The sequence below is a fragment of the Sulfurimonas sp. HSL3-1 genome, from assembly GCF_039645995.1.
Lineage (GTDB): Bacteria > Campylobacterota > Campylobacteria > Campylobacterales > Sulfurimonadaceae > Thiomicrolovo > Thiomicrolovo diazotrophicus.
Genome location: NZ_CP147920.1, coordinates 1,836,118 through 1,861,330 on the forward strand (window position 1 = coordinate 1,836,118; position 25,213 = coordinate 1,861,330).

A 25,213-nucleotide genomic window follows, 5' to 3' on the forward strand; every position below is an offset into this window, starting at 1 on the left:
GCCTACGCTCCTGCCTGGATTTTTTTCTTATTGGTGCGCTGCTGCAGATAGTTGGCAAGATTCATCAGACTGAGCGTTACGAGAAAGATCATCAGTCCCGGGAAGAAACTGACCCACCATGCGATGTCTATCACTTCCTTCCCGTTGCTCAGGATCGTCCCCCAGCTCATCTGAGGTGCGACGATCCCAAGTCCCAGGAAGCTCAGACCCGATTCGGAAAGAATGGCACCGCCGACGCCGAAGGTAAAGCTGACAAAGAAAATCGGGGCGAGCAGAGGGGCATAGTATTTGAGTAGGATTTTCGCCCGAGACACCCCGGCAATATTGAGGATTTTGATAAAGGGCTGAGACGTCACGGCGAAACTTTCCGAACGCACCAGCCGCGCCGTCGTCATCCAGCCCGTCACTGAGATGATAAGGATCAATACCAGCGCCGAGGCGTTGACATAGCTCACCAAGGCCAGCAGCAGGAAAAAGGTCGGGAAGGTCAGAAAGAGATCCACGACAATGACAAACCCTTTGTCGACGACTCCCCTAGCATACCCGGCGATCGCACCGAGTATAAACCCGAGAAACGTCCCTATCAAGGCACTTCCGACCCCAATAACAAGCGAGATCTTCCCCCCCTCGATAATGCGCGCGAGAAGGTCCCGCCCGAGGCGGTCGGTACCGAACGGATGGGCAAATGAGGGTGCAGCGAGGATCGCGTCGCTGTTCAACATATAGGGGTCAGCCGAATAGAAGAAACCGCCTGCAAAAGTCACCAGGACGATCACTGCCAGCAAGAAGAGTGTTTTGCGCGGAAGATCATGCATCATTCAGGCACCAGTCGATCGGAGCGATCCCCGCGCTTTGCAGGTAGGCATTGGTCCACGAAAAGGGTTTCGAACCGAAAAAACCGCGGTAGGCGGAGAGCGGAGAGGGGTGCGGGGAGGTGATGATATGGTGGCGGGAGGCGTCGATGAGCGACGCTTTCATCTGGGCCGGCCGCCCCCAGAGAATAAAGACGAGCTTCTCCCGGCCGTCGCTGAGTGCTTTGATGGTTGCATCGGTAAAACGCTCCCACCCCTGTTCCTTATGCGAATGCGCCTGACCTTCACGGACCGTCAGGACCGTATTGAGCAGAAAGACCCCCTGCTGCGCCCACGCCTCCAGCGTCCCATGCTGCGGGACCGCACAGCCGATGTCCTCTCTTAACTCCTTGAAGATATTCTGAAGGGAGGGCGGATGTGCAATCCCCCGCTGGACGGAAAATGCCAGCCCGTGCGCCTGATTCGGGCCATGGTAGGGGTCCTGACCGAGTATCACGACTTTGACCTTCTCATAGGGTGTCAGATTGTATGCAGCGAAAATGTCGGCACCTTTGGGATAGATGATAAAAGCAGCTTTTTCACCGAGAAGAAATCGCTTCAACTCCTGAAAATAGGGCTGCTCGAATTCCGAGGAAAGCACACGCTTCCACGAGGGGTCGATCTTGGGGTCAATCTGCATGGCACCGTCCGTATATAGAGTCGACGTAGTATACAAAAGAATGTGTTTGGGATGCGTAAAACGGAAGGAGTCCGCCCGAAGGCGGAGGAATGAAGTTGTTAGTGCACGGTGCGCTTAGAACGCATAGTTCAGCTGTACCGTAACACCTGTCTGGGAGTGTTTGACGTCCGCTGAAGAGTTCGCAGTTGCACCGGCTGCGTTAGCAGCATCTGTCGGCGTACCGCCGTTTTGGAGTACCATGTTGTATGCCAGTCCCTGTCCCATTGCACTTGTGTCATAGGAGAAGCTGACTTCGGGAGCATAAACGAAGGCCGCGTCGACAGAAAGCATTTTGGTGAAGCTGTATGTACCACCCGCCGTAACATGAGACTCAACGACTGCCGGGAAGCCCGCAAGGTTAAAGAAGTTTTTGACGGCGCCGTCATACTCGCCCGGTGCCATCATACTTGCACCGGCCTGCTCCTGGATCGGATTCTCGGCAAAGTTGTATCCTAGGCGGACAGCCCAGTTGTTGCGCGTGTATTCGTAACCAACGGAGAAAACATTCTGGTTATCCCACTCGAAATCCTTATACCCCTTCGCATCCGCCCAGCGGATCTGCTTGTAATCGAATGCGATCGTGTTGCCGCTTCCGAGGATATCATAGCTGATACCGACACCGATCTCTGCCGGTTGTTCAAGGTGATCATCAATACCGGTCAGTCCAAAGGCTTGAGATGTTACTTCAAGCGTATGGTCATATGTCATATCGATAGCAGACTGGTATTTAGCACCGAAAGTCAGACCGGTAATACCGACTGCACCTGCATCGTAAGCGACACCGATTTCATAGCCGAAACCGAAATCTTCGGAAACACCGGAACCCTGCGGGTCAATACCACCTGTAGCCAACGGCATTGCGTATGCAATGTTCAGTGATCCGTATTGAAGCATCGGAGCCACACCGACACTGAAACCGGAATTGCTGTAAGAGACCGGAACGGCGAAACGCATCAGTTGCAGGTTTGTACGCATACCGAAAGATCCGTTGCTGCTGACACCTGTATTACCGTCAAGCGTATCACGGTAGTCTGTACCCATACCGGCGACACCGAACATGCCGATACCGACGACGACGTTTTCATTGATACGGGATGCAAGTGCAACCTCAGGGATCATACTCATATCAGCTTTACTAGTATCAGAGCTGACCGGCATAACAGGAGTAGCTGTTGCTGCTGAATATGCTTCTGCGAATGCATTGGATTCAAAGTCAACCTTCGGCATGAAAAGCGTACCGCCGAAAGAGATCTCATTGCTTTTAACAGCAGAAAGAAGCGCGGGGTTCGCCAGACCGCTTTCAGCACCGAACGCAGTGGCAATGCCTACGCCACCCATACCGCGTGCTTTCGCACCAAGACCCATCAGGTTGTCGCCGTTCGTTGCAAACGCCGAAGTTGCTGTCAGAGCCATTGCGGCAGCCATTGCCAGTTTGATTGTACGTGTCATCTATTCTCCTACGAATAAAAATCAAATGAAAGCATTCGCTTCCGATTTCGATCATTATATGCCCTGGAAAATAAACCGAATCTAAAGCCGAACATCCCTATTTAAGGAGTATTAATAATAATTTTAAGCAAAAAGAGGAAATTGAAAGAAATAAAATATTTTTATATACTGTAGTTATGATACTAGGCATTTTTATTCATTTTCTGTTATTTTTTATACAGATATTACATTTTGATAGAAATGTGTCAAATATTTGACATAAATGTGAGAATGTTACTTTATGAAACATTTATAGACTGCTATACAATTTTATACGAGCAAGTCTACTTCTCCTGATGACATTTTAGAACACAAGCAAAGGCACGGGTACTAGGCATTTAATCATCCAAAGTGATCACAACTATTGAAATACGTTTTGACGATGAAGACAATAAAGTCAGTGTTGAGTTAAAGGTTAGAAAAAAAAAGGGTTTTAGTGATTGTGATTGATGTTGTAAAGGAGGTAAATCCGAGAACCAGGCGGCGACCTACGTTCCCAACCCTGAAAGGGTCAGTATTATCAGCGATGAGAGGCTTAGCTTCCGGGTTCGGAATGGGGCCGGGCGTTTCCCTCTCTCTATAGCCACCTGGACAATCGGATCTAAAGGCTCCGGAGAGCGCTTAGATCCGACTGTGTCGGTATTAAGATTGTTAAAGTCAACGGGTGCAACTACTTTGATTACAGCCTCTCATATTCAGTAAGGCAGTAAGACACTAATTTTAGGGAAAAAAGACGAACGGACTATTAGTACTGGTCAGCTAAACAGATTGCTCTGCGTACACACCCAGCCTATCAAGCATGTAGTCTTCATGCGTCCTTCAGGGAGAGTTCATCTTGGAGTTGGCTTCCCGCTTAGATGCTTTCAGCGGTTATCACATCCGAACGTAGCTACCCGGCGGTGCCCTTGGCAGGACAACCGGTGCACCAGTGGTTCGTCCAACCCGGTCCTCTCGTACTAGGGTCAGCTCTCCTCAACTCTCCTACGCCCACGGAAGATAGGGACCGAACTGTCTCACGACGTTCTGAACCCAGCTCGCGTACCGCTTTAAATGGCGAACAGCCATACCCTTGGGACCTGCTCCAGCCCCAGGATGCGATGAGCCGACATCGAGGTGCCAAACCTCCCCGTCGATGTGAGCTCTTGGGGGAGATCAGCCTGTTATCCCCGGCGTACCTTTTATCCTTTGAGCGATGGCCCTTCCACACAGAACCACCGGATCACTATGACCGTCTTTCGACTCTGCTCGACATGTACGTCTCACAGTCAGGCTGGCTTATGCCATTATACTCTGCGATGGATTTCCAACCCATCTGAGCCAACCTTTGTAAGCCTCCGTTACTTTTTAGGAGGCGACCGCCCCAGTCAAACTACCCACCAGACATTGTCCTGACAGAGGATAACTCTGCGCAGTTAGCTATCAGAATATTCAAGGGTGGTATCTCAAGGGTGCCTCATATACAACTGGCGTCATATAATCAACGGCTCCCACCTATCCTGCACATGAATATCCCAATAGCAGTGTCAAGCTATAGTAAAGGTGCACGGGGTCTTTCCGTCTTTCCGCGGGTAGGAGGAATTTTCACCTCCACTACAATTTCACTGGATCCCTGGTTGAGACAGCTCCCATCTCGTTACGCCATTCATGCAGGTCGGTATTTAACCGACAAGGAATTTCGCTACCTTAGGACCGTTATAGTTACGGCCGCCGTTTACTCGTGCTTCAATTCACCGCTTCGCAAAGCTAACGGATCCTTTTAACATTCGAGCACCGGGCAGGCGTCACACCCTATACATCCACTTACGTGTTGGCAGAGTGCTGTGTTTTTGGTAAACAGTCGGGAGGGACTCTTTGCTGCGACCCGCTTCTGCTCCACCCGCAGGGGTTTCACATACAACGGGCACACCTTATTCCGAAGTTACGGTGCTAGTTTGCAGAGTTCCTTAACCAGGGTTCTTCCACGCGCCTTAGAATACTCATCTCACCCACCTGTGTCGGTTTACGGTACGGGCGACTGTAGATATGCTTAGAAACTTTTCTCGGCACGACGGCATCAACGATTCTGTTTCTGCTCCGAAGAGCGTCGACAGCCTGTCAGATCTCGGTCTAGTGTGAAGCGGATTTGCCTACTTCACAACCTACATCCTTCGAGCCACTATTCCATCAGTGACCTCGTTTAGCCCTATGCGTCCTTCCATCACGCTCTACAGTCGGTATCGGAATATTAACCGATTTGCCATCGTCTACCCCTTTCGGACTCGACTTAGGTCCCGACTAACCCTACGATGACGAGCATCGCGTAGGAAACCTTGGGTTTACGGCGAAGCAGATTCTCACTGCTTTTATCGCTACTCATGCCTGCATGCTCACTTCCATCCGCTCCAGCACTCCTTGCCGGTATACCTTCAACGCTGAATGGAACGCTCTCCTACCACTTAGTAAAACTAAGTCTAGAGCTTCGGTGTACATCTTAGCCCCGTTATATTTTCGGCGCAGAATCGCTAGACCAGTGAGCTGTTACGCTTTCTTTAAAGGATGGCTGCTTCTAAGCCAACCTCCTGGTTGTTTCAGCAACTCCACATCCTTTTCCACTTAGATGTAACTTAGGGACCTTAGCTGCTAGTCTGGGTTGTTCCCCTCTCGACGATTGATTTTATCACCCACCGCCTGACTCCCGAGGTTAGGCATACAGTATTCGGAGTTTGATAGGGTTTGGTACCGCGGTGAGCAGCCCTAGCCCTGTCAGTGCTCTACCCCTGTATGCTAATAACTCGAGGCTATACCTAAATATATTTCGGAGAGAACCAGCTATCACTGAGTTTGATTGGCCTTTCACCCCTATCCACAAGTCATCCGGAGGCTTTTCAACGCCTATCGGTTCGGTCCTCCACCGGCTCTTACACCGGCTTCAACCTGCTCATGGATAGATCACTCAGTTTCGGGTCTGCAGCATCTGACTAATCGCCCTATTAAGACTCGCTTTCGCTACGGCTTCGCGTTCGCTTAACCTTGCCAGATACCACAACTCGCAGGCTCATTATGCAAAAGGCAGTCCGTCACCCCTCATAAAGAATGGGGCTCCGAATGATTGTAAGCTATAGGTTTCAGGTTCTATTTCACTCCGTTCACCACGGTTCTTTTCACCTTTCCCTCACGGTACTGGTTCGCTATCGGTCTGGTAGTAGTATTTAGCCTTGGAGGGTGGTCCCCCCATGTTCAGTCAAGATAACACGTGTCCCGACCTACTCGAATAACATGTAGATAGTTTTCGCTTACAGGGCTATCACCTTCTATGGCTCCTCTTTCCAAAGGATTCTGCTAACACACTACACGCTTTAGGGCTAGTCCCATTTCGCTCGCCGCTACTCTGGGAATCTCGGTTGATTTCTTTTCCTCAAGGTACTGAGATGTTTCACTTCCCTTGGTTCGCCCCCCGAAGGGTGACACGATTCGCACCGTGCCGGGTTGCCCCATTCGGAAATCCCCGGATCAAAGCTTCTTGGCAGCTCCCCGAGGCTTATCGCAGCCTAGTACGTCCTTCATCGCCTCTACCAGCCTAGGCATCCACCTATAGCTCTTAATATCTTTATTCTAATTAGCGCTTACTGCCTTACTCAATATGAATAAGACTGTAATATTTAATTGTAGTTGCAATACTCATGAATTTTACTTCATAAATATTTGTTGACTTTAACAATGATAATTCAATGAACGATTTAGACTCTTAGACACTAAGAAGTCTAATATGAATACTTCATCAAGTACTCGTATTAGGCTTCGTCCGTGGTGGAGAATAGCGGGATCGAACCGCTGACCTCCTGCGTGCAAAGCAGGCGCTCTCCCAGCTGAGCTAATTCCCCACATAGTGATCCTGGTGGGCCTAGGAGGACTTGAACCTCCGACCTCACCCTTATCAGGGGTGCACTCTAACCAGCTGAGCTATAGGCCCCTTCTCGGCATTTCTAATTCAATAGAACACAGATCACTGAAAACTAAGCAAGTAAGCGGACAGACACAATCTGAAATGTGAGATTTTCTCTTCGGGCCCTCAAACGAATGAGGCCCGGTTACTCTAGAAAGGAGGTGATCCAACCGCAGGTTCTCCTACGGTTACCTTGTTACGACTTCACCCCAGTCGCTGATTCCACCGTAAGCGGTAGCCAGTTTGGCATCCCGATTTCGGGTGAAATCAACTCCCATGGTGTGACGGGCGGTGAGTACAAGACCCGGGAACGTATTCACCGTAGCTTAGCTGATCTACGATTACTAGTGATTCCAGCTTCATGCACTCGAGTTGCAGAGTACAATCCGAACTGAGAGACGCTTTATGAGATTGGCTCCACCTCGCGGTATCGCAACTCTCTGTACGTCCCATTGTAGCACGTGTGTAGCCCTGGCCGTAAGGGCCATGATGACTTGACGTCGTCCTCACCTTCCTCCTCCTTGCGAAGGCAGTCTCCTTAGAGTGCCCAGCCGAACTGCTGGCAACTAAGGACGAGGGTTGCGCTCGTTGCGGGACTTAACCCAACATCTCACGACACGAGCTGACGACAGCCGTGCAGCACCTGTTTTCAAGCTCCAGTAAACTGGCACTACCGTATCTCTACAGTATTCTATCAATGTCAAGGCCAGGTAAGGTTCTTCGTGTATCTTCGAATTAAACCACATGCTCCACCACTTGTGCGGGTCCCCGTCTATTCCTTTGAGTTTTAATCTTGCGACCGTACTCCCCAGGCGGAATGCTTAATCTGTTAAGTGCATCACCGAAACTACAAGAGCCCCGACGACTAGCATTCATCGTTTAGGGCGTGGACTACCAGGGTATCTAATCCTGTTTGCTCCCCACGCTTTCACGCCTCAGCGTCAGTTATGTCCCAGCAGATCGCCTTCGCTTTCGGTATTCCTAGTGATATCTACGGATTTTACCCCTACACCACTAATTCCATCTGCCCCTTCCATACTCTAGGTTCCCAGTTTCAAGTGCAGTTCAATGGTTGAGCCATTGGATTTCACACCTGACTTAAAAACCCGCCTACGCGTCCTTTACGCCCAGTGATTCCGAGTAACGCTTGCTCCCTCCGTATTACCGCGGCTGCTGGCACGGAGTTAGCCGGAGCTTATTCATTAGGTACCGTCATTTTCTTCCCTAATAAAAGGAGTTTACACACCGAAATGCGTCATCCTCCACGCGGCGTTGCTGCATCAGGGTTTCCCCCATTGTGCAATATTCCTCACTGCTGCCTCCCGTAGGAGTCTGGTCCGTGTCTCAGTACCAGTGTGGCGGATCATCCTCTCAAACCCGCTATGTGTCATCGCCTTGGTGAGCTCTTACCTCACCAACTAGCTGATACAATATAGGCCGATCCCTCAGCGAAAAACCTTTCCCTGCGAACAGGAGTATCCGGTATTAATCACCGTTTCCAGTGGCTATCCCAGACTGAGGGGCACGTAACCTATACATTACTCACCCGTGCGCCACTCGTCAGCAAAGAAGCAAGCTTCTCCCTGTTACCGTTCGACTTGCATGTGTTAAGCACGCCGCCAGCGTTCACTCTGAGCCAGGATCAAACTCTCCATAATTGAAAAGACGCTCCATAAATGAAGCGATTACTGATCCAGCCCAAGATATAAAATCATTGGCTGTATAGTGTCTATACTTTGTCTCCAAAGTTATAGACGGTTATGTATTGTGTCTTATCTAAGTAAGACTTCCAGACCTTGTCTGTCCATCCCACTTGCTTAGTTTTCAATGATCTCAAACTCTCGCGATCTTCAACCCGAAGTACCGCTAGATCGGCTTCTTTCGATGCCTCTCATCGTTTGTGGACGGGAATTATAGGGGATTCCTAAAGCAATGTCAAGAGGTTTCTGCGCAAATTTTCGAATTTCGCGAAATTTCTTTGAATTTGCTAATTTATGTAAATTTGTTACTTGTTATTTGCGCTGTTTTCGTGGACAGATTTGACCTCAGCGACCGCCGTAAAGCGGCTGTCCATCAAACTGATTTCATCCCCTTCTCTTACATTATAAAGGGAAACGGGGCGCCCCTCTTTGACAACCTGGGCAAATCCCTTTTTATCCTTGAGCTTCGGATCCTGGGATTCAATGTTTCGCTGCAACGCATTCAGCAGCGACTGCTTCTGATTCAGCAGGAGCACTTCGCCCTGGTCCAAGCGGGTATACATCGGTTCCAGCATTGATGCCGCCTGCTGCAGCCGGTAAGCAATGCTTTGATCGAAGCGCTGTTGCAGCTGCAGCAGCAGTTCGCCCTGCTCTTTGATCTTCTGTTCGACCGAATGCTGGCGGTATCGTTCATACAGATGGGCCACCGTCTGCATGTCCGCCTGCAGTTTTTCGCTGGCGCGGCGGTCCAGTTGTTCCTGGAGCGCATCGAGATTCATCATCATTTCATACTGATCCGGCAGGATCATCTGCATTGCGGCGGAAGGGGTCGGTGCCCGCAGGTCGGCGACGAAGTCCGTGATCACCCAGTCGATCTCGTGTCCGACGGCGGAGACGACCGGGGTTGCTGCTGCTGCAACCGCCCTTGCCAACGCTTCGTCGTTGAAACCCCACAGGTCTTCAAGGCTTCCCCCGCCCCGGCTCAGCACGATGACGTCATATCCCGCCTCATCAGCCGCTTTCAGTGCCGCCGTCAGTGAAAAAGGCGCCTGTGCTCCCTGGACGATGCTGTCATAGACGAAAAGTTCCGTCAGGGGCCAGCGATGCGCCGCCACCCGCTTCATATCCTGAAGTGCCGCCCCCGTCGCGGAAGTGATCAGGGCGATTTTTTTCGGGTAACGCGGCAGCGGCTTTTTCCGTTCACTTTCAAAAAGCCCCTCTTCCGAGAGCTGTTTTTTCAGCTGTTCGTAGGCCAGGGCCAATGCCCCCTGCCCCGCAGGTTCAATCATCTGGGCATTGATCTGGTACGTGCCGCGGGGTTTGTAGAGCGTGATCCCGCCGCGGACGACAACTTTGAGACCCTCTTCGAGCCGGAAACGCAAATGGGCCGCGTTTCCGCGGAACATGACGCCGCTGACGGCCGAACCGCTGTCTTTGAGGGTGAAATAGATGTGACCGCTGTTATGATAGGTAATTCGGGAGAGTTCACCTTCGACGGCGACCTGGACAAAAGTCGTCTCGAGAAGGTTCTTGATTTGTTCGTTGAGGGCCGATACGGAGACCGCCTGCACCGGTTACGCCTTTTTGGCGATGATCAGCGTGGAGATATCCATGGAGAAACTCTGGATAAAGAGGGGCTCAAAACCGGCGGCTTCCAGTTCGCCCCGCATCCCTTCCACCGTCAAGAATCCCTCGATGGAGTTGGGCAGGTACTCATACGCCTCTTTGTTCTTCGAAATAAAACCGCCAATTTTCGGCAGAACTTTTGTCATATAGAAGTCGCGGATCATTCCCAGGATCGATGGGTGCTCATTTTTCATGAACTCCAGGATGACGACCATCCCACCGGGTTTGAGCACGCGGTTAAACTCCCGCAGCGCTTCTTCACGCTCGACGACGTTGCGGATGCCGTAGGAGATGCTGAGCATATCCGCCGTATTCGCTTCAACAGGAAGCTCCGTCGCCTTGGAGATGGCAAAATCGAAATCGGGGAACTTCTGCCGGCCAACACCGACCATCCCTTCGGAGGGGTCGACGCCAAGGATCTTTTTGACGCTGATATTCTTGACAGCGGCGCGCTGACGCCAATAATCCATCATATCCCCCGTCCCACAGGCGACATCGACGATCAGATCGAGCTCCGGCTTGTTATAGAAACCAAAGGCTTTGTCGCAGCCTTTGCGGCGCCAGCTGCGGTCGACTCCCATACTCATAACGCGGTTCGCCTTGTCATAGGTCGGCGCAATCTCGTCGAACATCGATACGATTTTTTCCTGTCTATCCATTCACCATCCATTGTTTGACATCCTTTCCCGAACGGGAGAGGTGCCTGATTTCAAATTGTTTTCGCTTTTGCAGAAAGCGTATTGTACCACCGCTTGAGGGCGCAACAAAACAGAGATACATATCGCACCGCGACTGCAATGATTCAAACATTCCCGGACCGCCCTCGACAAGAATATTACGGTACCGGTCCATTGCAGTAAGATCCGACGCGATCATCACCTTCCGGCCGGGAACGTTGAAGAGCGGGATCGTCCGATCGAAGTCATCCCGCTTGGAGAGAATAAGGATATCCGGTGCCTTGCCCTCCACCATCCTCGCATCCAGTGTCGGACGGTCGGTACGGACGGTATTGCCTCCGATCACGAGCAGGTCCGCCGCGTCGCGCATCGCATGTACAAAACACCGCGATTCACTCCCGCTGATGATCCCGCCGTCTATCGTTCCGTCAAGCCGCTGGGCCCATTTGAAGGTCACAAAGGGTTTCGTCTGCCACTGAACGAAGGGGAAAATCAGATCATCCGCTGCTTTGGAAGGTTGGTGTTCGACACGAATACCCGCTTCACTGAGAATGGATGCTCCGCCGGCCGCTTCCGCGTTCGGATCCGCCGCCGCATAGACGACCCGACCCATTCGCACGCCTGCCAAAAGACGGGCGCATGAGGGGGTTTTACCGTGATGGGAACATGGTTCAAGAGAAACATGGATCGCACAGGAGGCAAAACAGCCGTTGTGATGGGCGAGAAGATAGTCGTGGATCGCGCCGGAATCCACAAGAGCCAGGATGGCAGTGTCAGACGTGAGGAGTGCAAAGGCATGCTGCAGCGCTAACACTTCCGCGTGGGGACCGCCCGCTTTTTCATGCGCGGCGACAGCAAGGATACCGCCCGATGCATCGGTGACGGCGGCGCCGACGGCCGGGTTCGGGAAAGTACATCCCTGGAAAGCCCACGCCGCTTCGACGGCCAGCGCCATCGGATCAGGCCCGGCCATCTGTGTTACCACTCGAAGTAGGTTGCGGCCTTGACAACGCTGTCAAAGGGGACCGCTTCGGTTCCCGCCTCGGTTTCGACGGCCAACATACCGTCATCGCTTACGCTTTTGAGTTCGCCGCGCAGTTTCGTTTTATCCTGCAGTGTCAGCTTTACCTTTTCGCCGACGGAAAAACGGAAATGCTCCAAGGTTTTGAGCTTGCGCTCCACGCCCGGAGAGCTCACCTCGAGACGGTATTCGCCCTGAACCGGGGGAGTAACATCGAGCATCGGAGAGATCAGCTTCGTCGCTTCGACGCACTGGTCCATCGTCGTCCCGCCTTCGCCGATGACGTTGACGCGGTAGATCGTCTCGCCGTTTTCAGTGACGACAGACGTATCATAAAGGTGCAGGTCGATCGATTCGACCAGGTTCTTGATATCGCTCTCAAGACTCATCGTGCTTCTCCCCTTCGATCTGTTTGAAAAGTGCTTCGATCTGCTGTGTTTTCTGGAGCTGATCATCAAATATGAATGCCAGTTTCGGGCAGCGGTACCACCCCTGGTCTTTCATGCAGTAATCTTCGATGACCGGACGCGCTTTGCGCAGCTGCTTCAAAAATGCATTGCGCTCGGCTTCGCTGTAGTCGTGGGGATCGAGGTAGACCTTGGCGTCGCTGCGCCCCTTGGCACAGCGGACTTCGATGACGTCGAGTTCATGCAGGCGGGCATCCCCCAGTTGCGAAATCGCTTCGGGGATCAGCTCCTGCAGGATCGCGTCGGTGCGCTTCAGCTTGATCTCTGCGGGTGTCACAGCTCTACTTTCTGCTCCACACGGGTGAAGGTCTCGATGACGTCACCGACCTGGACATCGTCATAGCCGTTAAGAACAACCCCACACTCGTAGCCGTTACCGACCTCTTTGACGTCATCTTTGAAGCGCTTGAGCGATGTCAGCTCGCCTTCATGGATAACGACACCGTCGCGGATAACACGGACCGGGCCGCCGCGGACAAGCTTGCCGTCAACGACGAGACAACCGGCAACCATCCCTTTCGGGATCTTGAAGACTTCGCGGACATCGGCCTGGCCGCTGTGCTCTTCGCTGAACTTCGGTGCCATCATACCCGTCAGCATGCCTGTAATATCATCGAGGAGCTGATAAATGATGGTATAGGTACGGATATCGACACCACGCTGTTTCGCCAGCGCCTTGACCGCACCCGTCGGACGGACGTTGAAACCGAGCAAAACAGAGTTTTCCGAGCTGTTCGCCAGTTCGACGTCGTTTTCGGTAATCCCGCCGACGCCGGAGGAGATGATATCGACCTTGACCTCGTCGTTGCGCAGGGCGAGCAGCGACGTGCGAATCGCTTCAAGCGAACCGTGTACGTCGGTTTTCAGGATCACCTTGAGGGATTTCAGTTTCCCTTCCGCAATCAGGGCCGTCAGTTCATCCAGAGAGGTCTTCGTACTGGCGGAGAGCTCTTTCTGGCGCTCGTACTCGGCACGTTTCTGTGCATACTCGCGCGCCTCTTTGTCGCTTTCCATCGCGATCATGATGTCACCGGCTGCCGGGACTTCGTTCAAGCCGACAACCACTGCGGTTTCACTCGGTCCGAGGACCTTGATCTGTTGGCCCTGATCGTTAATGAGGGAGCGGACGCGGCCGAATGCCTTGCCGCAGACGACGTTGTCGCCGACGCTGAGCGTACCATTCTGGACAATGACCGTTCCGACAGGGCCGCGACCCTTCTCAACGGAGCTCTCAACGACAACCGCTTTGGCCGCTGCTTCCGGATTGGCCGTCAGCTCCATCACTTCCGCTGTCAGCAGAATGTTATCAAGCAGATCATCGATCCCTTCGCCTGTTTTGGCGGAAACCGGTACGAATTCGACGTCCCCACCCCAATCGATCGGAGAGACCTCATGTTCTGCCATCTGTCCTTTAACCAGATCGGGGTTCGCGCCCTCTTTGTCCATCTTGTTAACCGCGACGATGATCGGCGCTTTGGAGGCCTTGGCGTGCTTGATCGCTTCGATTGTTTGCGGCTTGACGCCGTCGTCCGCTGCGACGACGATGATCACGATATCGGTCGCCTGGGCACCGCGTTCGCGCATCGCGCTGAAGGCGGCGTGGCCCGGGGTGTCGATGAAGGTGATCTTTTTATCGCGCTGCTCAACCGTATATGCACCAATATGCTGGGTGATGCCGCCGGCCTCGCCGTGGGCGACGCGGGCATTGCGGATCGCGTCGAGCAGAGAGGTCTTACCGTGGTCGACGTGACCCATGATCGTAATGACCGGCGGACGCTCTTCGAGGTGTTCTTCAGATTCTGCCTCGACGTACTCCTCTTCGTAGTTGAAGGCGTTGGTCGGGTCGATCGTCGTGACTTCGACCTCGAACTCTTCCGCGAGGATCTCGATCTCGTCTTTGCCCAGGAAGTCGTTCTTCGTCACCATCATGCCGAGGTTGAAAAGTACTTTGATGACGTCGGAAATCGGGTGGTTGATCTTCTCGGCGAACTCGTAGACGCGGATATCTTCCGGGATCTCAACGTGGGTAATAACTTCCTCCACACCCTTCTCTTTCGTGTACTTCCTGCGTTTTTTACGGGCGACCTGGCGCGGACGGTTGCCGCCGGGCTTTTTCTGACCGCCGCCGCGGCCGACGGGTTTCTTATCGCGAGATCTCGGCTGCTCTTCGGGCAGTTTCGGTTTATCCTGCGTTGCTTCGCTCAAGTCGAGCAGTACGACTTCGTCGTCATCGTAGTCCATGGAAACATCCGACATGGAACCACCGAAGATGTCCAGAGAGGTGCCGCTGGTTTTGCGCTGTGTCGGTGTACCTTTGGAGGCTTTCTTGGCTTTTTTCTTCTGTGCGAGCTCTTCAAGAACGTCCGCATTGAGCTTCCCGTAGCTGGAAAGTTTCGTCGTTTCTTTGGAAACCTGAGCCGTTTCCTGAGCGGACGGGCGGTTTTTCTTTTTGATCCGCAGGCCGCTGCGCTTGATCGGCGTCACCTGCTTCAGGGCCGGTTCCGTCTGCTGAACCACTGCCCCGGAAACCGGCTTCGGTTTCTTCTCAACGGCAGCTTCTTCCGATTTCGCTTCTGCTTCCGCCTCGGCAGCCGCCGGCGTTTCCGCTTTTTCCGCTGTGACTTCGGCCGCTGCCGCTTCTTTGGCTTCAGCAGGCGTTGCCGCTTCTTCCTGGGTTTTCGCCGCTTTCTTCACGACACGGACTTTCGGTTCCGGCGCCGCTGGCGTCGTACCGCTCATGATAAAGTTAGCGATCTTCTCCGCCTCTTCCATCGAAACGGAGTTTGAAGCCGTTTTTACGTGGCCAAGCCCCATTGCCTGGGCTTTTTCGACGACCTCTTTTGATGCGATACCCAATTCTTTGGCAATCTCGCTTACTCTAACTTTATCTGACATCCGTGATGATCTCCTTTAACTCGTTCAGCAGGCGCTCGATCTCCCCGCTTTTGCATTGCCGGGCGAGCGCTTTGGCAGTCTGTTTTGCAGTGAAACACTCCGGGCACAGATAAAAGCTCCGTCCCGTCCCGCTATAGCGGCGCAGGGAACGCTCGGCGCATTGCAATCTCAACAGTTGATTCTGTGCTTCCCGTTTCCGACAGCTGACGCACATGCGAACGGGGCCCGAATAATTTTGGCGCATTATATCCAAAGTTTCCTTGAATGAGCGTTTTAGCGTTCGACCGTCAGGCCGTGGTTGTCCAGGTTGAGAATTTTGACCGCAAACTGGGGAAAGCGCTGTTCAAGCCTCGCCGCAAGCCCTGCGGCGTCTTCGTCGTAGCACAGGGAGAAGAATGTGGACCCGCTTCCAGAGAGCGTACTCATCAGTGCACCCTGCTCATACGCCGTCTTCTGGATCGTAAAGAGCTCCGGCATCATTTTCATCCGCGCTTTCTGGTGAAAACGGTCCTGAGTCGCGATCTTGAGCATTTCCCAATCCTCGTTGAAGAACGCCGCCACCGTCAACGCCGCATGCGAGACGTTGAAGACGGCGTTTTCCTTGCTGTAGGACTTGGGTAGCGTCGTGCGCGACTTCGCCGTCGAAATCGGCTTGTCGGGAATGACCACGACCGCCCTCAGGTAATCGGGGAGGTGCTTTTTTTGCGAAAAGACCTTGTTCTTCTCCACCGTAGCGACGTTGAAGCCGCCCATGACCGCCGGCGTAATATTGTCCGGATGCGACTCATACACAAGGGCGTGGTTCAGGATCCGACGTTTGGAAACGCGTACTCCCGCCGCTTCATGCGCCGTGGCGATGGCACTGACGATCACGGCCGAAGAGCTGCCGAGTCCCCGGGAGAGGGGGATGCTGTTGTAAAACTGGAATTTGAAATTCTGTTTTTTGTGCGTCAGGCGCTGATAGTGCTCGTTGAAGATGCTAACGAACATGTTGTTTCCCTTCAGACGGGGGTTGCTTTCCCCTTCGCCCTTGATGGAAACGCTGAAAAAACGCGACGGTTTGAATTCGACCCGATTGCGAAGGTCGACGGAAAGACCGAGGGTGTCAAAACCCGGTCCGAGGTTGGCGCTGGTCGCCGGAACGCTGATAATCAATCGTGCTCCTTAACCGACGGCTCCGATCCCGTAGTACGGCAGGGCATCGTCGGAAAAATCATTTAGATTCAGGTGGGACGGAAGGCTGAAATCCGCCTCAACCGGCGTTTCGAACTTTTGCGTCTTGATTGTGTCCGCCATTTTAACGAAATAGAGCTTCCCAACGGCTTTGAGCGGACGGTTCCCGTTGAAGTAAAATGCATCGGCCGCAAGCAGGCGTGAACCCAGAACAATACTGAGGGTTTTGAGGTAAAGGTAAGCGATCTTGATGGCCATAAAACTGCCGGGCCCCTTGGCATAGACGAGATTGCCGAGCGTGTACTTTTTCAGAATCGTCTCGAAGAGTTCCGGGAGGGAATCGGAGCTCTGCTTCGCACTCTCGTAACGCTCGACAAGTTCCCCGTCCTTGTAGATCCCAACGACGATCGGGGTGGTCAGCGCAATGACGACGGCATCATGCATATGCTTTGGCCATCGCCTTCGCTTCCGCCGTTGCGATCTCGACAACCTCGTAGTTCGCGGGGTCTTTGAGCAGTTCCAGCGTCAGTTTGTGGTTGAGGTCATGGCTTCCGGCGAAGGCCTCGTACTCCCCGATAAAGTTGATACCGATCAGCGACATGTCTCCGATGGCATCGAGAATTTTGTGGCGGACGAATTCGTTGCTGTAGCGCAGCCCTTCGGGGTTGAGCACCTTTTTCTCGTCCAAGACGACGGCGTTCTCCAGGCTGCCGCCCAGAGCCAACCCCTTGGAGCGAAGGTACTGAACCTCGTGCAGGAAACCGAAGGTACGGGCACGCGCGATCTCCGCTTTGTAGGTTTCGCGGCTGAAATCGAGGTCAAAATGCTGTTCGGAGATGACCGGATGCTTGAAGCGGATGGTGAAGTGGTAGCGCAAGTCGTTCGAGGGCATCAGTTTGACGTACTTGTCACCCTCTTTGATTGTCACTTCCTTCTTGATACGCATAATGCGCTTCGGAGCGTCCTGTTCAACCGTTTCCGCTTCATCCAGCAGGAGGCAGAAACTCGCGCTGGAGCCATCCATAACGGGGACTTCGTCGGCGTCGACGATGATACGGAGGTTGTCGATACCGTAAGCGTAAATAGCTGAGAGAAGATGCTCGATCGTCGAGATGACGTAGCCGTCTTTTCCGATTACCGTCGCCATCTGCGTGTCGACGACGTTTTCGGGCTTGAGGGGGATGGAGACGCCGACGTCCTTGCGGACGAAGACGATCCCGCTGTCCGCCTCCAGGGGTTCAAGCCGGAGGCGTACCGGAGAACCTTTGTGTAAGCCGATTCCCACCAGTTCCACCGGTTTTGCGATCGTCGTCTGTTTCATGCATCCCCCTTACAGGCTCGTTATTGGCGTTATTATAGCCTAAAAACGTGAATAAATTGTGATAACTCCGCCTGTTAGCGGCGGCGGTCGATCACCTTTTTTGCCTCTTTGATGACATCGCTGACATTGAGACGGATCCACTGCTTATCCATCCACTCTTCCGGTCTTACTTCCACGCCCTGGACCAGAACGCCGAAGTGGAGGTGGTCTCCCATGGCATAACCCGTCATCCCCGTATTGGCGATGTGCGTTCCCGCATCGACGTGTTCGCCCTGGGTGACGTTCAGATTCGAACAGTGCCCGTAAAGGGTATAGAGCCCCAGACCGTGCGCCAGGATCGGCATATTACCGTAGATGCCGTTCTCGTCGGCGAAGACGATATCCGCGGGGTTCTGGATCTTGATCTTGCCCATTTTCACGCTGGCGAGGTCGAGCCCGAGGTGGTAGGATTCACTGACCTTCGCGCCGTTGTAGTAGTAAAGACGATGATCGCCGAAACTTGCGACGACCTGTCCGTTTCGCAGCGGATAGAACGGCTGCTGCTCAAACCGGTCGATCTGGGCATCCCCGACTTTCGCCGTAATGTTGTGGATCAGCTCTTCGTTCTGCGCGCGCATGGTTTCATTCACATAGCGGAAACGCTCAATCATATCGGCATTGGCGGGGGCGCCGTACATCTGCGCGAGATCGGAAACCTTTCCGTTGAGAAAGTGGTCGCTGAGTTTGATCTTCGAAACGCGGTACTGCTTCTCCTGGAGGTGCAGCGGGATGTAGGCTTTCGCCCGGTTGCCCGCGACGTCATCGGCGATGACGTAGGCCCGGAAACGCTCGGCGGTCACCGGCCATGCGATCAGCGCGACATAGTAATTGGACGCATAGAAGGGGACAGCTTTGAAGCGACGCCCGAAGCTCGTCTCGATGTAGAGCTCTTCGAGGTTCTCGTCCTCGGCTTCAAACACCACGAGGGCCGAACCGCCCTTCGTGATCTTGTAGGAGTTGGCGATAATGCCCACTTTCGGTCGACGGGCGTCGATCTTCAGGGTGACACGTTTGACCGCGCGGTTCCCGGCAAAGAAGTTCCAGCGACTGGCATCGCGCGCCTCGACTTCGAGGGTAACGACATCGGTCTGCTTGCCAATCGTGCGGGCCGGGACCTGCAGCTCAAACTGCTTCGATTTCTCCGGTGCAGGCGATTTCGCCTCGGAGAGGATCGTCTGGTTACTGCCGCTCATAAGGGTGATCTTGTACTCCACGATGCCGCTCTGGTCGTCGATGGAGACCTTGAGCGGGGCTTCGCCGTTCCAGTAACCGCTGTTTTCGATGCGGATATCCGGTACGTCACGCTCGAACGCATCCGAGGTGTACAGGTAGACCGCACCTCCGATTGCGGCGAGCAGGATGCTCAAAAACATCACGCCGCCATATCCCTTTTTTCGTCGTCTCATTCCAACTCCTTTTCAATAATGTCGATCATTTTTTCTGACAGACGCTTCAGCGCCGTCCCCGTTGCCGTGAATCCAGATGCGAAGTGGTGCCCTCCGCCGCCGAAGGCCTCCGCGATCACCCCGACGTCAATCCCGTCGTCGGTACGCAGCGACACTTTGAGCGCACCCGCTTCACGCTCGCAAAGCATCACGGCCACGCGGACCGTCGGCAGGCCCAGCACTTCCTGCAAGACATCGTCGCAGACCGTATCGTCCGCCCCGCTCTGCTCCATCATCGCCCGGGTCACCTCCAACAAAGCGATGCGTGCATCGCTGCGCAGGGCAAGGCTTGAGAGCATCAAGGCCTTAAGGCGCAGTGCCGAGAGCGGACGTCGCAGGAAAAGCGCGTGATTCACCGATGCGATCTCCGCCCGAGCCCCGGCCAGTTCTGCGGCCATCTCGAAAACCGCCGCGTCCGTCCGGCGGCTCATAAATCCCAGAGAGTCTTCGGCAATCCCGGCGTAGAGCGCCGTCGCCATTTTGGCGTTGATTTTGATCGCTTCGGTCTTGAACCATGTCAAAAGGACAGCGGTGGTACTGACCGCTTCCTTGTCAATGAGCTTGATATGCCCGAAGCCGTCGTTACTGCCGTGGTGGTCGACATTGATCAGCGTACATTTCGGCACAATGCCCAGTCGCGCCGAATCACCGCAGTCGAACGCGATGGCCAGGTCCGCCGTTTCATCCCAGCGCGATGTGATCTTATCCGCCCATGGCAAACAGAACAACCGTTCATCGATGGTTTCGCTTGCACAAAAAAGCGTCACGCGCTTTTGCAACCGAAGCAGGTGGGCATACATGGCGCATGCGCTGCCCAGCGAATCCGCATCCGGATGCACGTGGGCAATCAGCGCAATGTGTTCCGCGGCTTCGATCGCTTCGCGCATCAGTCCATTTTCATGGAGAGATCGATCCAGTTCGCCTGATGGATCAATGAACCCGTGCTGATCGCGTCGACCCCCGTGGCCGCATACGATTCGATCGTCTCTAGGGAGATATTCCCGCTCGCTTCAAGCTTGATGTAGGGATAGTTCGTGTTTTTGTAGACGACCACTTCGCGCAGCTGCACGGGGGTCATGTTGTCGCACATAACGATGTCCGCCCGCACGTCCATCGCCTTCTTCGCCATCTCAAAGGTCTCCGCCTCGATCTCGATCTTGGCGGTATAGGGAATCCTTTTGCGCGCGTCGGCCATGAATACGTCAAGGTCCTTGATCGTGCGCAGGTGGGTATCTTTGAGCATCAGGCAGTCATCCAGCCCCATGCGGTGGTTGACCGCCCCGCCGATGCGCGTCGCATACTTTTCGAAGTTGCGGAGCATCGGACGTGTTTTACGCGTATCGAGCAATTTGGTGCCGTAGGGTTCGATAAGGTCGACATACCGGCGGGTCAGCGTCGCGATCGAACTAGCATGCAGCATCATATTGAGGATCGTGCGTTCGCAGCGCAGCAGGGTATGCGAATCCCCGCTGAAATGGGCGATGACATCCCCTTTGGCAAAGCGCTCTCCCTCTTTCACGAACCATTTGACGTAGATGCTCTCCATCTTTGCCAGGGCATCAACGTACAAAACGCCTGCCAGGACACCGTCGCTCTTGGCATAGATCTTGGCCGAAGCTTCTACCGCCTCCGACACCCGTGCGTAGAGGTCCCCGCGGCCGACATCCTCTGCCATCGCCGCTTCGATAAAGTGTTCGATATTCACAGCGCCATCATCCGATCAAGGGCGACCTTGGCCCATTTGCGCGTCTCTTCGTCCACATGGATCTCGTTGATCGGTTCGCCCTCGTCGATCGATTTGAGGGTATTGTAGAGGTCTTCGAGGGTCGTTTCGTTCATCGTCGGGCACTCCGGCTTCGTCGACGAGAGGACGTAGGTGTTCTTGGGACGCAGGCGGTTGACGAGATTGAACTCGGTGCCGACGGCGACTTTCTGATCCTCCGGGAGTTCGGCGATATACTTGATCAGCTGCGAGGTCGAGCCCGTGAAGTCGGCTTCGGCGACGATCGCGGGGTCGCATTCGGGGTGGACGGCGATGAGGATCCCCGGGTACTTCTTGCGGTAGAAGCGGATGTCGTCGACGCTGAAGAGCTGGTGGACCGAACAGAAGCCGTCGTAACAGATGATGTCGGCGTCTGAGAGGTTGTCGTCAATCCCGATGACGGCGGATTTGAGCCCCATCATGTTGGCGATGTTCTGCCCCAGGCAGCGGTCGGGAACGAAGAGGATCTTCTTGCCCTCTTCCAACGCCGTTTCGATAATCGTTTTCGCATTGGAGCTCGTACAGACCATCCCGCCCATCTTGCCGACCTTGGCTTTGACGTCTGCGTTGGAGTTGATATAGGTGATCGGCAGAATGTTCGTTTCGGCGATGCCCGCCTCTTCCATTTTTTTGACCGATTCGTCGAAGTAGAGGCTGTCGATCATCCGGGCCATGGCACAACAGGCGATCTTCGGCATAACGACCCGTTTTTCGGGGCTGAGCACCTTAACGCTCTGTCCCATAAAACCGACACCGCAGAAGACGACAAACTCGCTGTCGTCCGCCATCGTCTTCTTGGCCAGTTCCAGCGAATCGCCGGTGATGTCGCCCATGTCAAAGACTTCGTCGCGCTGGTAGAAGTGTGCAACGACCGTCACGCTCAGCTTCTCCTTGAGCGCACGGATCTTTGCTTTGAGTTCTTCGGTGTTATCCGTCAAATCATCTCCCCTGTCTGTCTGGTATCGGGCCGCCGCCAGCGGTGCGCCGCCCGGAATATTAATGGAATTATAACCAAAGCGTCGTTACCATATCCCTTATAATTCATATCTACTCTCAAGGCCCTGTTTTTATGGACTTCCTCTTCAATCCCAATGTACAGTTCTACCTGTTGGCTTACTTTGTAGGCGGTATCCCCTTCGGACTCGTCCTGGCCAAGCTGTTCGCCGGCGTCAATGTCAAAGAGGGCGGCTCGAAAAGCATCGGCGCGACGAACGTGCTGCGCGTCGTCAAAGAGACCAACCCCGCGCTCGCGAAAAAACTCGGCATCGCGACCCTCCTTCTCGACGCCCTCAAAGGGGTGGTCGTCCTGCTGATCGCGAAAGCCTTCGGGATGAGCGAAGCGGCGCAGTGGGGCGTGGCCGTCCTGGCCGTCGCCGGCCACTGTTTCAGCCCCTACCTCTGGTTTGAAGGGGGCAAAGGGATCGCGACGGGCATGGGCGTCATGCTCGTCATGCTGCCGCTGGAGACGCTGATCGCTCTCGCCGTCTGGGGGATCCTGGCCAAAACGGTCCGTATCTCCTCCGTCTCGTCACTGAGCGGCGTCTTGGCCCTGCTCGTGGCCAGCTTCTTCCTCCACCCGGAGATGGCGCACGCGCCGGTCATCCTGATCGTCGTGCTCCTTTTTTACAAACATATCCCCAACATCGTCCGCCTCGTCAGGGGCGAGGAGAAACGCGTCGTCTGATGACCATCGAGATCCGCGCCCTCACCTTTGACTGCATCATCGGCATCCTCGATTTCGAGCGGGTCACCCCGCAGCGCGTCATTGTCGACGCGGTCATCGACTACGACTATGAGGCAGGGCATTTCATCGACTACGCCGCCGTCGCCGACCATATCAGAACACAGATGCGGCAGGAAAAGTTCGCCCTCGTCGAAGAGGCCCTCGAAGCGCTATCTACGACACTGAAAGAAGCGTTTCCGGGCATAAAAAGCCTCTCGCTCACCGTCGCCAAACCGGACATCCTCCCCGACTGCCGGGTCTCTGTCACAAAAAAATCCAATTTTTAAAGAAAATTGAAAAAAAGTTTAAAATTTTCTAAAACTGTGCTATACTTCGCGAAAATTTTCAACAATTAGAGGATTAATGCATGCGCATTTTGATCATTGAAGATGAGATCACACTCAATAAAACTCTGGCCGAAGGGCTCAAAGAGTTTGGATACCAGAGCGACGTCGTCGAAACCCTCAAAGACGGTGAATACTACCTCGATATCCGCAACTATGACCTGATTCTGATGGACTGGATGCTCCCTGACGGCAACAGCATCGACATTATTCCCGACATCAAGGCCAACACACCGAAAACGGCCGTCGTCGTCCTCTCCGCCCGCGACGACAACGAGAGCGAGATCGCCGCGCTGCGTGCCGGTGCGGACGACTTCATCCGCAAACCGTTCGACTTCGACGTCCTCGTCGCACGCCTGGAAGCCCGCCTGCGCTTCGGCGGCAGCAACATCATCGAGATCGAAGACCTGATCATCAACCCTGAAGAAGAGAAGATCATCTACAAAGAGAAAGAGATAGAACTCAAGGGCAAACCGTTCGAGGTCCTGACGCACCTGGCGCGCCACCGCGACCAGATCGTTTCCAAAGAGCAGCTGCTTGACGCTATCTGGGAAGAGCCCGAACTCGTCACCCCGAACGTCATCGAGGTCGCGATCAACCAGATCCGCCAGAAGATGGACAAACCCCTTAACATCACAACCATCGAGACCGTACGCCGCCGCGGATACCGTTTTTGTTTTCCGAAAGAAGCATAAGGAACCGTTTCCTCATTCAGCTGATCGTCGCTTCGGCGGCGCTGCTGATCATCTTCTCCTCCATTCTCTACTTCTATATCCGACAGAACATCTACGACGAGAAACAGCATGAGATGCTGCAGTTCGCCAAGAACATCACCGAGTTCCAATCCCTCTCCGATACGATGAGCAATGACACCGACGCCCTGCTGGGCGTCAGCGTGGAGCTGATCTTCTACGATGCTTCCGGCGACGAACCGCACTTTTTTGACGACAGCAGCAACGGCCGCGACTACCTGGTCCTCCTCTACCCCTTCGAGCAGGCGCAGAAAACCTATCTCAAGGTCTCCAAAGACATCAGCACGATGAAGAAGCTGCTCAAAAAGATCCTGCGTTCGATCTTTATCATCAACGCTATCGGCTTCTTCATCATCGTCCTGTACGCCATCGCCCTCTCCAAGATGCTCACCATCCCCATCCGGCAGCTCAGCCACCGCCTGGCCAATATGAACGAGCACCTGGTCCGTCCGATCCGCGTCGAGCATCTGCCCGAGGAGTTCGAACCCCTCGGCGTCACGATCAACCGCCTCCTGGCGCGGATCCAGAACTTCGTCAAGTACCAAAAAGAGCTCTTTATCGGCGCGGCGCATGAGCTCAAAACGCCTCTGGCCGTCATCAAGCTCAAGAACCAGGTCACCCTGATCAAAAAGCGCTCACCCGAAGAGTATATCGAGGCGATTAAAAAGACCAACGAGACCGTCGACGAGATGAACAAGATCGTGGCCGACATTCTCAATATCGGCCGCCAGGAGGGTGCGCAGCTCGAAGCACCGGTGCGCCGGGACATCATCGACATGCTCCGGCGCAAAGGGGAGGATTTTGCGCTGCTGGCCCGGGCCGAGCAGAAAACGCTCGAATACGATCTCCAGCCCGAATCGTATGAAGCGACGATCCAGGAGGGACTGCTCAACCAGATCCTGCAGAACTTCCTTCAAAACGCCGTTAAATTCACCCCCGAAGGGCGCAAGGTCACCTTCACCAGCCGCGCAGAGGGTGAGGATCTCATTATCCGGGTGATCGACGAAGGGTGCGGGATCGACGACAGCGTCGACCTCTTCGCCCCCTTCAAACGCCTTGGGACCAAATCCGGCGTCGGACTGGGACTCTTCCTGGCCAAAAGCGCCGCCGACGCCATGGGAGCGGAGATCACGCTGCGCAACCGTACCGACGGCGTCGACGGAACGGAGGCGACGCTGGTCCTGCGCGCCAAACTCTGCTGTCCCCTTCCCCAGCAGAAGAAAAAATAGGGCACTATTCCTCCCCCTTTTTATCACGAAATCTAATCTGAATGACACCTTTGCGGCGAATGCTTTGCACTTCAAACTCGCCAAAGGTTTCTTCTGCTA

General features: G+C 54.1%; 21 protein-coding genes, 2 tRNA genes and 3 rRNA genes. 4 read left to right on the top strand and 22 right to left on the bottom strand.

All coding sequences use genetic code 11. The annotated features are described in order from the left end of the window. Positions 1-2 precede the first annotated feature (2 nt). The 22 genes from WCY31_RS09450 to nadA form a co-directional block, all read right to left on the bottom strand. Positions 3-815 (bottom strand): ABC transporter permease, encoded by an 813-nt coding sequence (locus WCY31_RS09450; RefSeq protein ID WP_428837504.1) that lies wholly within the window; start codon positions 813-815, stop codon positions 3-5. Further along, positions 808-1,491, bottom strand: a complete 684-nt coding sequence (gene ung / locus WCY31_RS09455) for a uracil-DNA glycosylase (RefSeq protein ID WP_345972197.1) — start codon at positions 1,489-1,491, stop codon at positions 808-810. The genes WCY31_RS09450 and ung overlap by 8 nt, the downstream gene beginning before the upstream one ends. A gap of 114 nt (positions 1,492-1,605) precedes the next feature. Further along, positions 1,606-2,979, bottom strand: coding sequence for an OmpP1/FadL family transporter (locus WCY31_RS09460; protein ID WP_345972198.1), 1,374 nt, complete (start codon positions 2,977-2,979; stop codon positions 1,606-1,608). A gap of 514 nt (positions 2,980-3,493) precedes the next feature. Next, positions 3,494-3,609, bottom strand: a 5S ribosomal RNA gene (gene rrf / locus WCY31_RS09465). Between the two features lie 133 nt (positions 3,610-3,742). Further along, positions 3,743-6,609: ribosomal RNA gene (locus WCY31_RS09470) — 23S ribosomal RNA — on the bottom strand. A gap of 193 nt (positions 6,610-6,802) precedes the next feature. Then, a tRNA-Ala gene (locus WCY31_RS09475) sits at positions 6,803-6,878 on the bottom strand. Between the two features lie 12 nt (positions 6,879-6,890). Next, positions 6,891-6,967: transfer RNA gene (locus WCY31_RS09480), tRNA-Ile, on the bottom strand. Between the two features lie 127 nt (positions 6,968-7,094). Continuing rightward, a 16S ribosomal RNA gene (locus WCY31_RS09485) occupies positions 7,095-8,598 on the bottom strand. The 16S, 23S and 5S rRNA genes sit together here with 2 tRNA genes alongside, the layout of an rRNA operon. Before the next feature lie 347 nt (positions 8,599-8,945). Next, positions 8,946-10,211, bottom strand: coding sequence for an exodeoxyribonuclease VII large subunit (xseA, locus tag WCY31_RS09490; RefSeq protein WP_345969552.1), 1,266 nt, complete (start codon positions 10,209-10,211; stop codon positions 8,946-8,948). A gap of 3 nt (positions 10,212-10,214) precedes the next feature. Then, complete coding sequence (ubiE, locus tag WCY31_RS09495; protein ID WP_345969553.1) at positions 10,215-10,925, bottom strand: bifunctional demethylmenaquinone methyltransferase/2-methoxy-6-polyprenyl-1,4-benzoquinol methylase UbiE; 711 nt, start codon at positions 10,923-10,925, stop codon at positions 10,215-10,217. Continuing rightward, positions 10,918-11,928 carry a bifunctional diaminohydroxyphosphoribosylaminopyrimidine deaminase/5-amino-6-(5-phosphoribosylamino)uracil reductase RibD gene (ribD, locus tag WCY31_RS09500; RefSeq protein WP_345972199.1) on the bottom strand — a complete coding sequence of 337 codons (1,011 nt, stop codon included), beginning with the start codon at positions 11,926-11,928 and terminating at the stop codon, positions 10,918-10,920. The genes ubiE and ribD overlap by 8 nt, the downstream gene beginning before the upstream one ends. Then, positions 11,922-12,353: a ribosome maturation factor RimP gene (locus WCY31_RS09505; protein ID WP_345972200.1), complete on the bottom strand. Its 432-nt coding sequence runs from the start codon at positions 12,351-12,353 to the stop codon at positions 11,922-11,924. Before WCY31_RS09505 ends, ribD begins: the two co-directional genes overlap by 7 nt. Then, positions 12,343-12,708 (bottom strand): 30S ribosome-binding factor RbfA, encoded by a 366-nt coding sequence (rbfA, locus tag WCY31_RS09510; protein ID WP_345969556.1) that lies wholly within the window; start codon positions 12,706-12,708, stop codon positions 12,343-12,345. Before rbfA ends, WCY31_RS09505 begins: the two co-directional genes overlap by 11 nt. Then, positions 12,705-15,326, bottom strand: a complete 2,622-nt coding sequence (infB, locus tag WCY31_RS09515; RefSeq protein WP_345972201.1) for a translation initiation factor IF-2 — start codon at positions 15,324-15,326, stop codon at positions 12,705-12,707. Before infB ends, rbfA begins: the two co-directional genes overlap by 4 nt. Then, on the bottom strand, positions 15,316-15,570 hold the full coding sequence (locus WCY31_RS09520) for a DUF448 domain-containing protein (RefSeq protein WP_345969558.1): 255 nt from the start codon (positions 15,568-15,570) through the stop codon (positions 15,316-15,318). Before WCY31_RS09520 ends, infB begins: the two co-directional genes overlap by 11 nt. 29 nt (positions 15,571-15,599) lie before the next feature. Next, on the bottom strand, positions 15,600-16,481 hold the full coding sequence (gene thrB / locus WCY31_RS09525) for a homoserine kinase (protein ID WP_345972202.1): 882 nt from the start codon (positions 16,479-16,481) through the stop codon (positions 15,600-15,602). Between the two features lie 9 nt (positions 16,482-16,490). After that, the gene (locus tag WCY31_RS09530; RefSeq protein ID WP_345972203.1) at positions 16,491-16,943 is read right to left on the bottom strand and encodes a hypothetical protein; all 453 of its coding nucleotides are present in this window, start codon (positions 16,941-16,943) and stop codon (positions 16,491-16,493) included. Continuing rightward, positions 16,936-17,820, bottom strand: a complete 885-nt coding sequence (gene lpxC, locus WCY31_RS09535; RefSeq protein WP_345969561.1) for a UDP-3-O-acyl-N-acetylglucosamine deacetylase — start codon at positions 17,818-17,820, stop codon at positions 16,936-16,938. Before lpxC ends, WCY31_RS09530 begins: the two co-directional genes overlap by 8 nt. 74 nt (positions 17,821-17,894) lie before the next feature. Next, positions 17,895-19,265 (bottom strand): M23 family metallopeptidase, encoded by a 1,371-nt coding sequence (locus WCY31_RS09540; protein WP_345969562.1) that lies wholly within the window; start codon positions 19,263-19,265, stop codon positions 17,895-17,897. After that, the gene (locus WCY31_RS09545) at positions 19,262-20,191 is read right to left on the bottom strand and encodes a DHH family phosphoesterase (protein WP_345969563.1); all 930 of its coding nucleotides are present in this window, start codon (positions 20,189-20,191) and stop codon (positions 19,262-19,264) included. Before WCY31_RS09545 ends, WCY31_RS09540 begins: the two co-directional genes overlap by 4 nt. Further along, positions 20,191-20,979 carry a carboxylating nicotinate-nucleotide diphosphorylase gene (gene nadC / locus WCY31_RS09550; protein ID WP_428837505.1) on the bottom strand — a complete coding sequence of 263 codons (789 nt, stop codon included), beginning with the start codon at positions 20,977-20,979 and terminating at the stop codon, positions 20,191-20,193. Before nadC ends, WCY31_RS09545 begins: the two co-directional genes overlap by 1 nt. Positions 20,980-21,005: 26 nt before the next feature. Beyond that, positions 21,006-22,004, bottom strand: a complete 999-nt coding sequence (gene nadA / locus WCY31_RS09555) for a quinolinate synthase NadA (RefSeq protein WP_345969565.1) — start codon at positions 22,002-22,004, stop codon at positions 21,006-21,008. A gap of 131 nt (positions 22,005-22,135) precedes the next feature. Here nadA and plsY point away from each other — a divergent pair, with 131 nt between their 5' ends. The 4 genes from plsY (at position 22,136) to WCY31_RS09575 (ending at position 25,114) form a co-directional block, all read left to right on the top strand. Continuing rightward, positions 22,136-22,750, top strand: a complete 615-nt coding sequence (gene plsY, locus WCY31_RS09560; RefSeq protein ID WP_345972205.1) for a glycerol-3-phosphate 1-O-acyltransferase PlsY — start codon at positions 22,136-22,138, stop codon at positions 22,748-22,750. Further along, entirely contained in the window at positions 22,750-23,076 is a 327-nt protein-coding gene (locus tag WCY31_RS09565) for a dihydroneopterin aldolase (RefSeq protein ID WP_345969567.1), read from the top strand. The genes plsY and WCY31_RS09565 overlap by 1 nt, the downstream gene beginning before the upstream one ends. An 80-nt stretch (positions 23,077-23,156) precedes the next feature. Further along, positions 23,157-23,828 carry a homeostatic response regulator transcription factor HsrA gene (hsrA, locus tag WCY31_RS09570; protein WP_231018853.1) on the top strand — a complete coding sequence of 224 codons (672 nt, stop codon included), beginning with the start codon at positions 23,157-23,159 and terminating at the stop codon, positions 23,826-23,828. Continuing rightward, the gene (locus tag WCY31_RS09575) at positions 23,807-25,114 is read left to right on the top strand and encodes a HAMP domain-containing sensor histidine kinase (RefSeq protein ID WP_345969568.1); all 1,308 of its coding nucleotides are present in this window, start codon (positions 23,807-23,809) and stop codon (positions 25,112-25,114) included. The genes hsrA and WCY31_RS09575 overlap by 22 nt, the downstream gene beginning before the upstream one ends. The last annotated feature ends 99 nt before the right edge of the window (positions 25,115-25,213 follow it).

Excerpts from the sequence above, each read along its gene's own strand:
- ung (WP_345972197.1), bottom strand. The coding sequence starts at position 1,491 with ATGCAGATTGACCCCAAGATCGACCCCTCGTGGAAGCGTGTGCTTTCC.
- hsrA (WP_231018853.1), top strand. The coding sequence starts at position 23,157 with ATGCGCATTTTGATCATTGAAGATGAGATCACACTCAATAAAACTCTG.
- WCY31_RS09540 (WP_345969562.1), bottom strand. The coding sequence starts at position 19,265 with ATGAGACGACGAAAAAAGGGATATGGCGGCGTGATGTTTTTGAGCATC.
- WCY31_RS09565 (WP_345969567.1), top strand. The coding sequence starts at position 22,750 with ATGACCATCGAGATCCGCGCCCTCACCTTTGACTGCATCATCGGCATC.
- plsY (WP_345972205.1), top strand. The coding sequence starts at position 22,136 with ATGGACTTCCTCTTCAATCCCAATGTACAGTTCTACCTGTTGGCTTAC.
- WCY31_RS09450 (WP_428837504.1), bottom strand. The coding sequence starts at position 815 with ATGCATGATCTTCCGCGCAAAACACTCTTCTTGCTGGCAGTGATCGTC.
- WCY31_RS09520 (WP_345969558.1), bottom strand. The coding sequence starts at position 15,570 with ATGCGCCAAAATTATTCGGGCCCCGTTCGCATGTGCGTCAGCTGTCGG.
- infB (WP_345972201.1), bottom strand. The coding sequence starts at position 15,326 with ATGTCAGATAAAGTTAGAGTAAGCGAGATTGCCAAAGAATTGGGTATC.
- WCY31_RS09530 (WP_345972203.1), bottom strand. The coding sequence starts at position 16,943 with ATGCATGATGCCGTCGTCATTGCGCTGACCACCCCGATCGTCGTTGGG.
- WCY31_RS09460 (WP_345972198.1), bottom strand. The coding sequence starts at position 2,979 with ATGACACGTACAATCAAACTGGCAATGGCTGCCGCAATGGCTCTGACA.
- lpxC (WP_345969561.1), bottom strand. The coding sequence starts at position 17,820 with ATGAAACAGACGACGATCGCAAAACCGGTGGAACTGGTGGGAATCGGC.
- nadC (WP_428837505.1), bottom strand. The coding sequence starts at position 20,979 with ATGGCAGAGGATGTCGGCCGCGGGGACCTCTACGCACGGGTGTCGGAG.
- ubiE (WP_345969553.1), bottom strand. The coding sequence starts at position 10,925 with ATGGATAGACAGGAAAAAATCGTATCGATGTTCGACGAGATTGCGCCG.
- WCY31_RS09505 (WP_345972200.1), bottom strand. The coding sequence starts at position 12,353 with ATGAGTCTTGAGAGCGATATCAAGAACCTGGTCGAATCGATCGACCTG.
- WCY31_RS09545 (WP_345969563.1), bottom strand. The coding sequence starts at position 20,191 with ATGCGCGAAGCGATCGAAGCCGCGGAACACATTGCGCTGATTGCCCAC.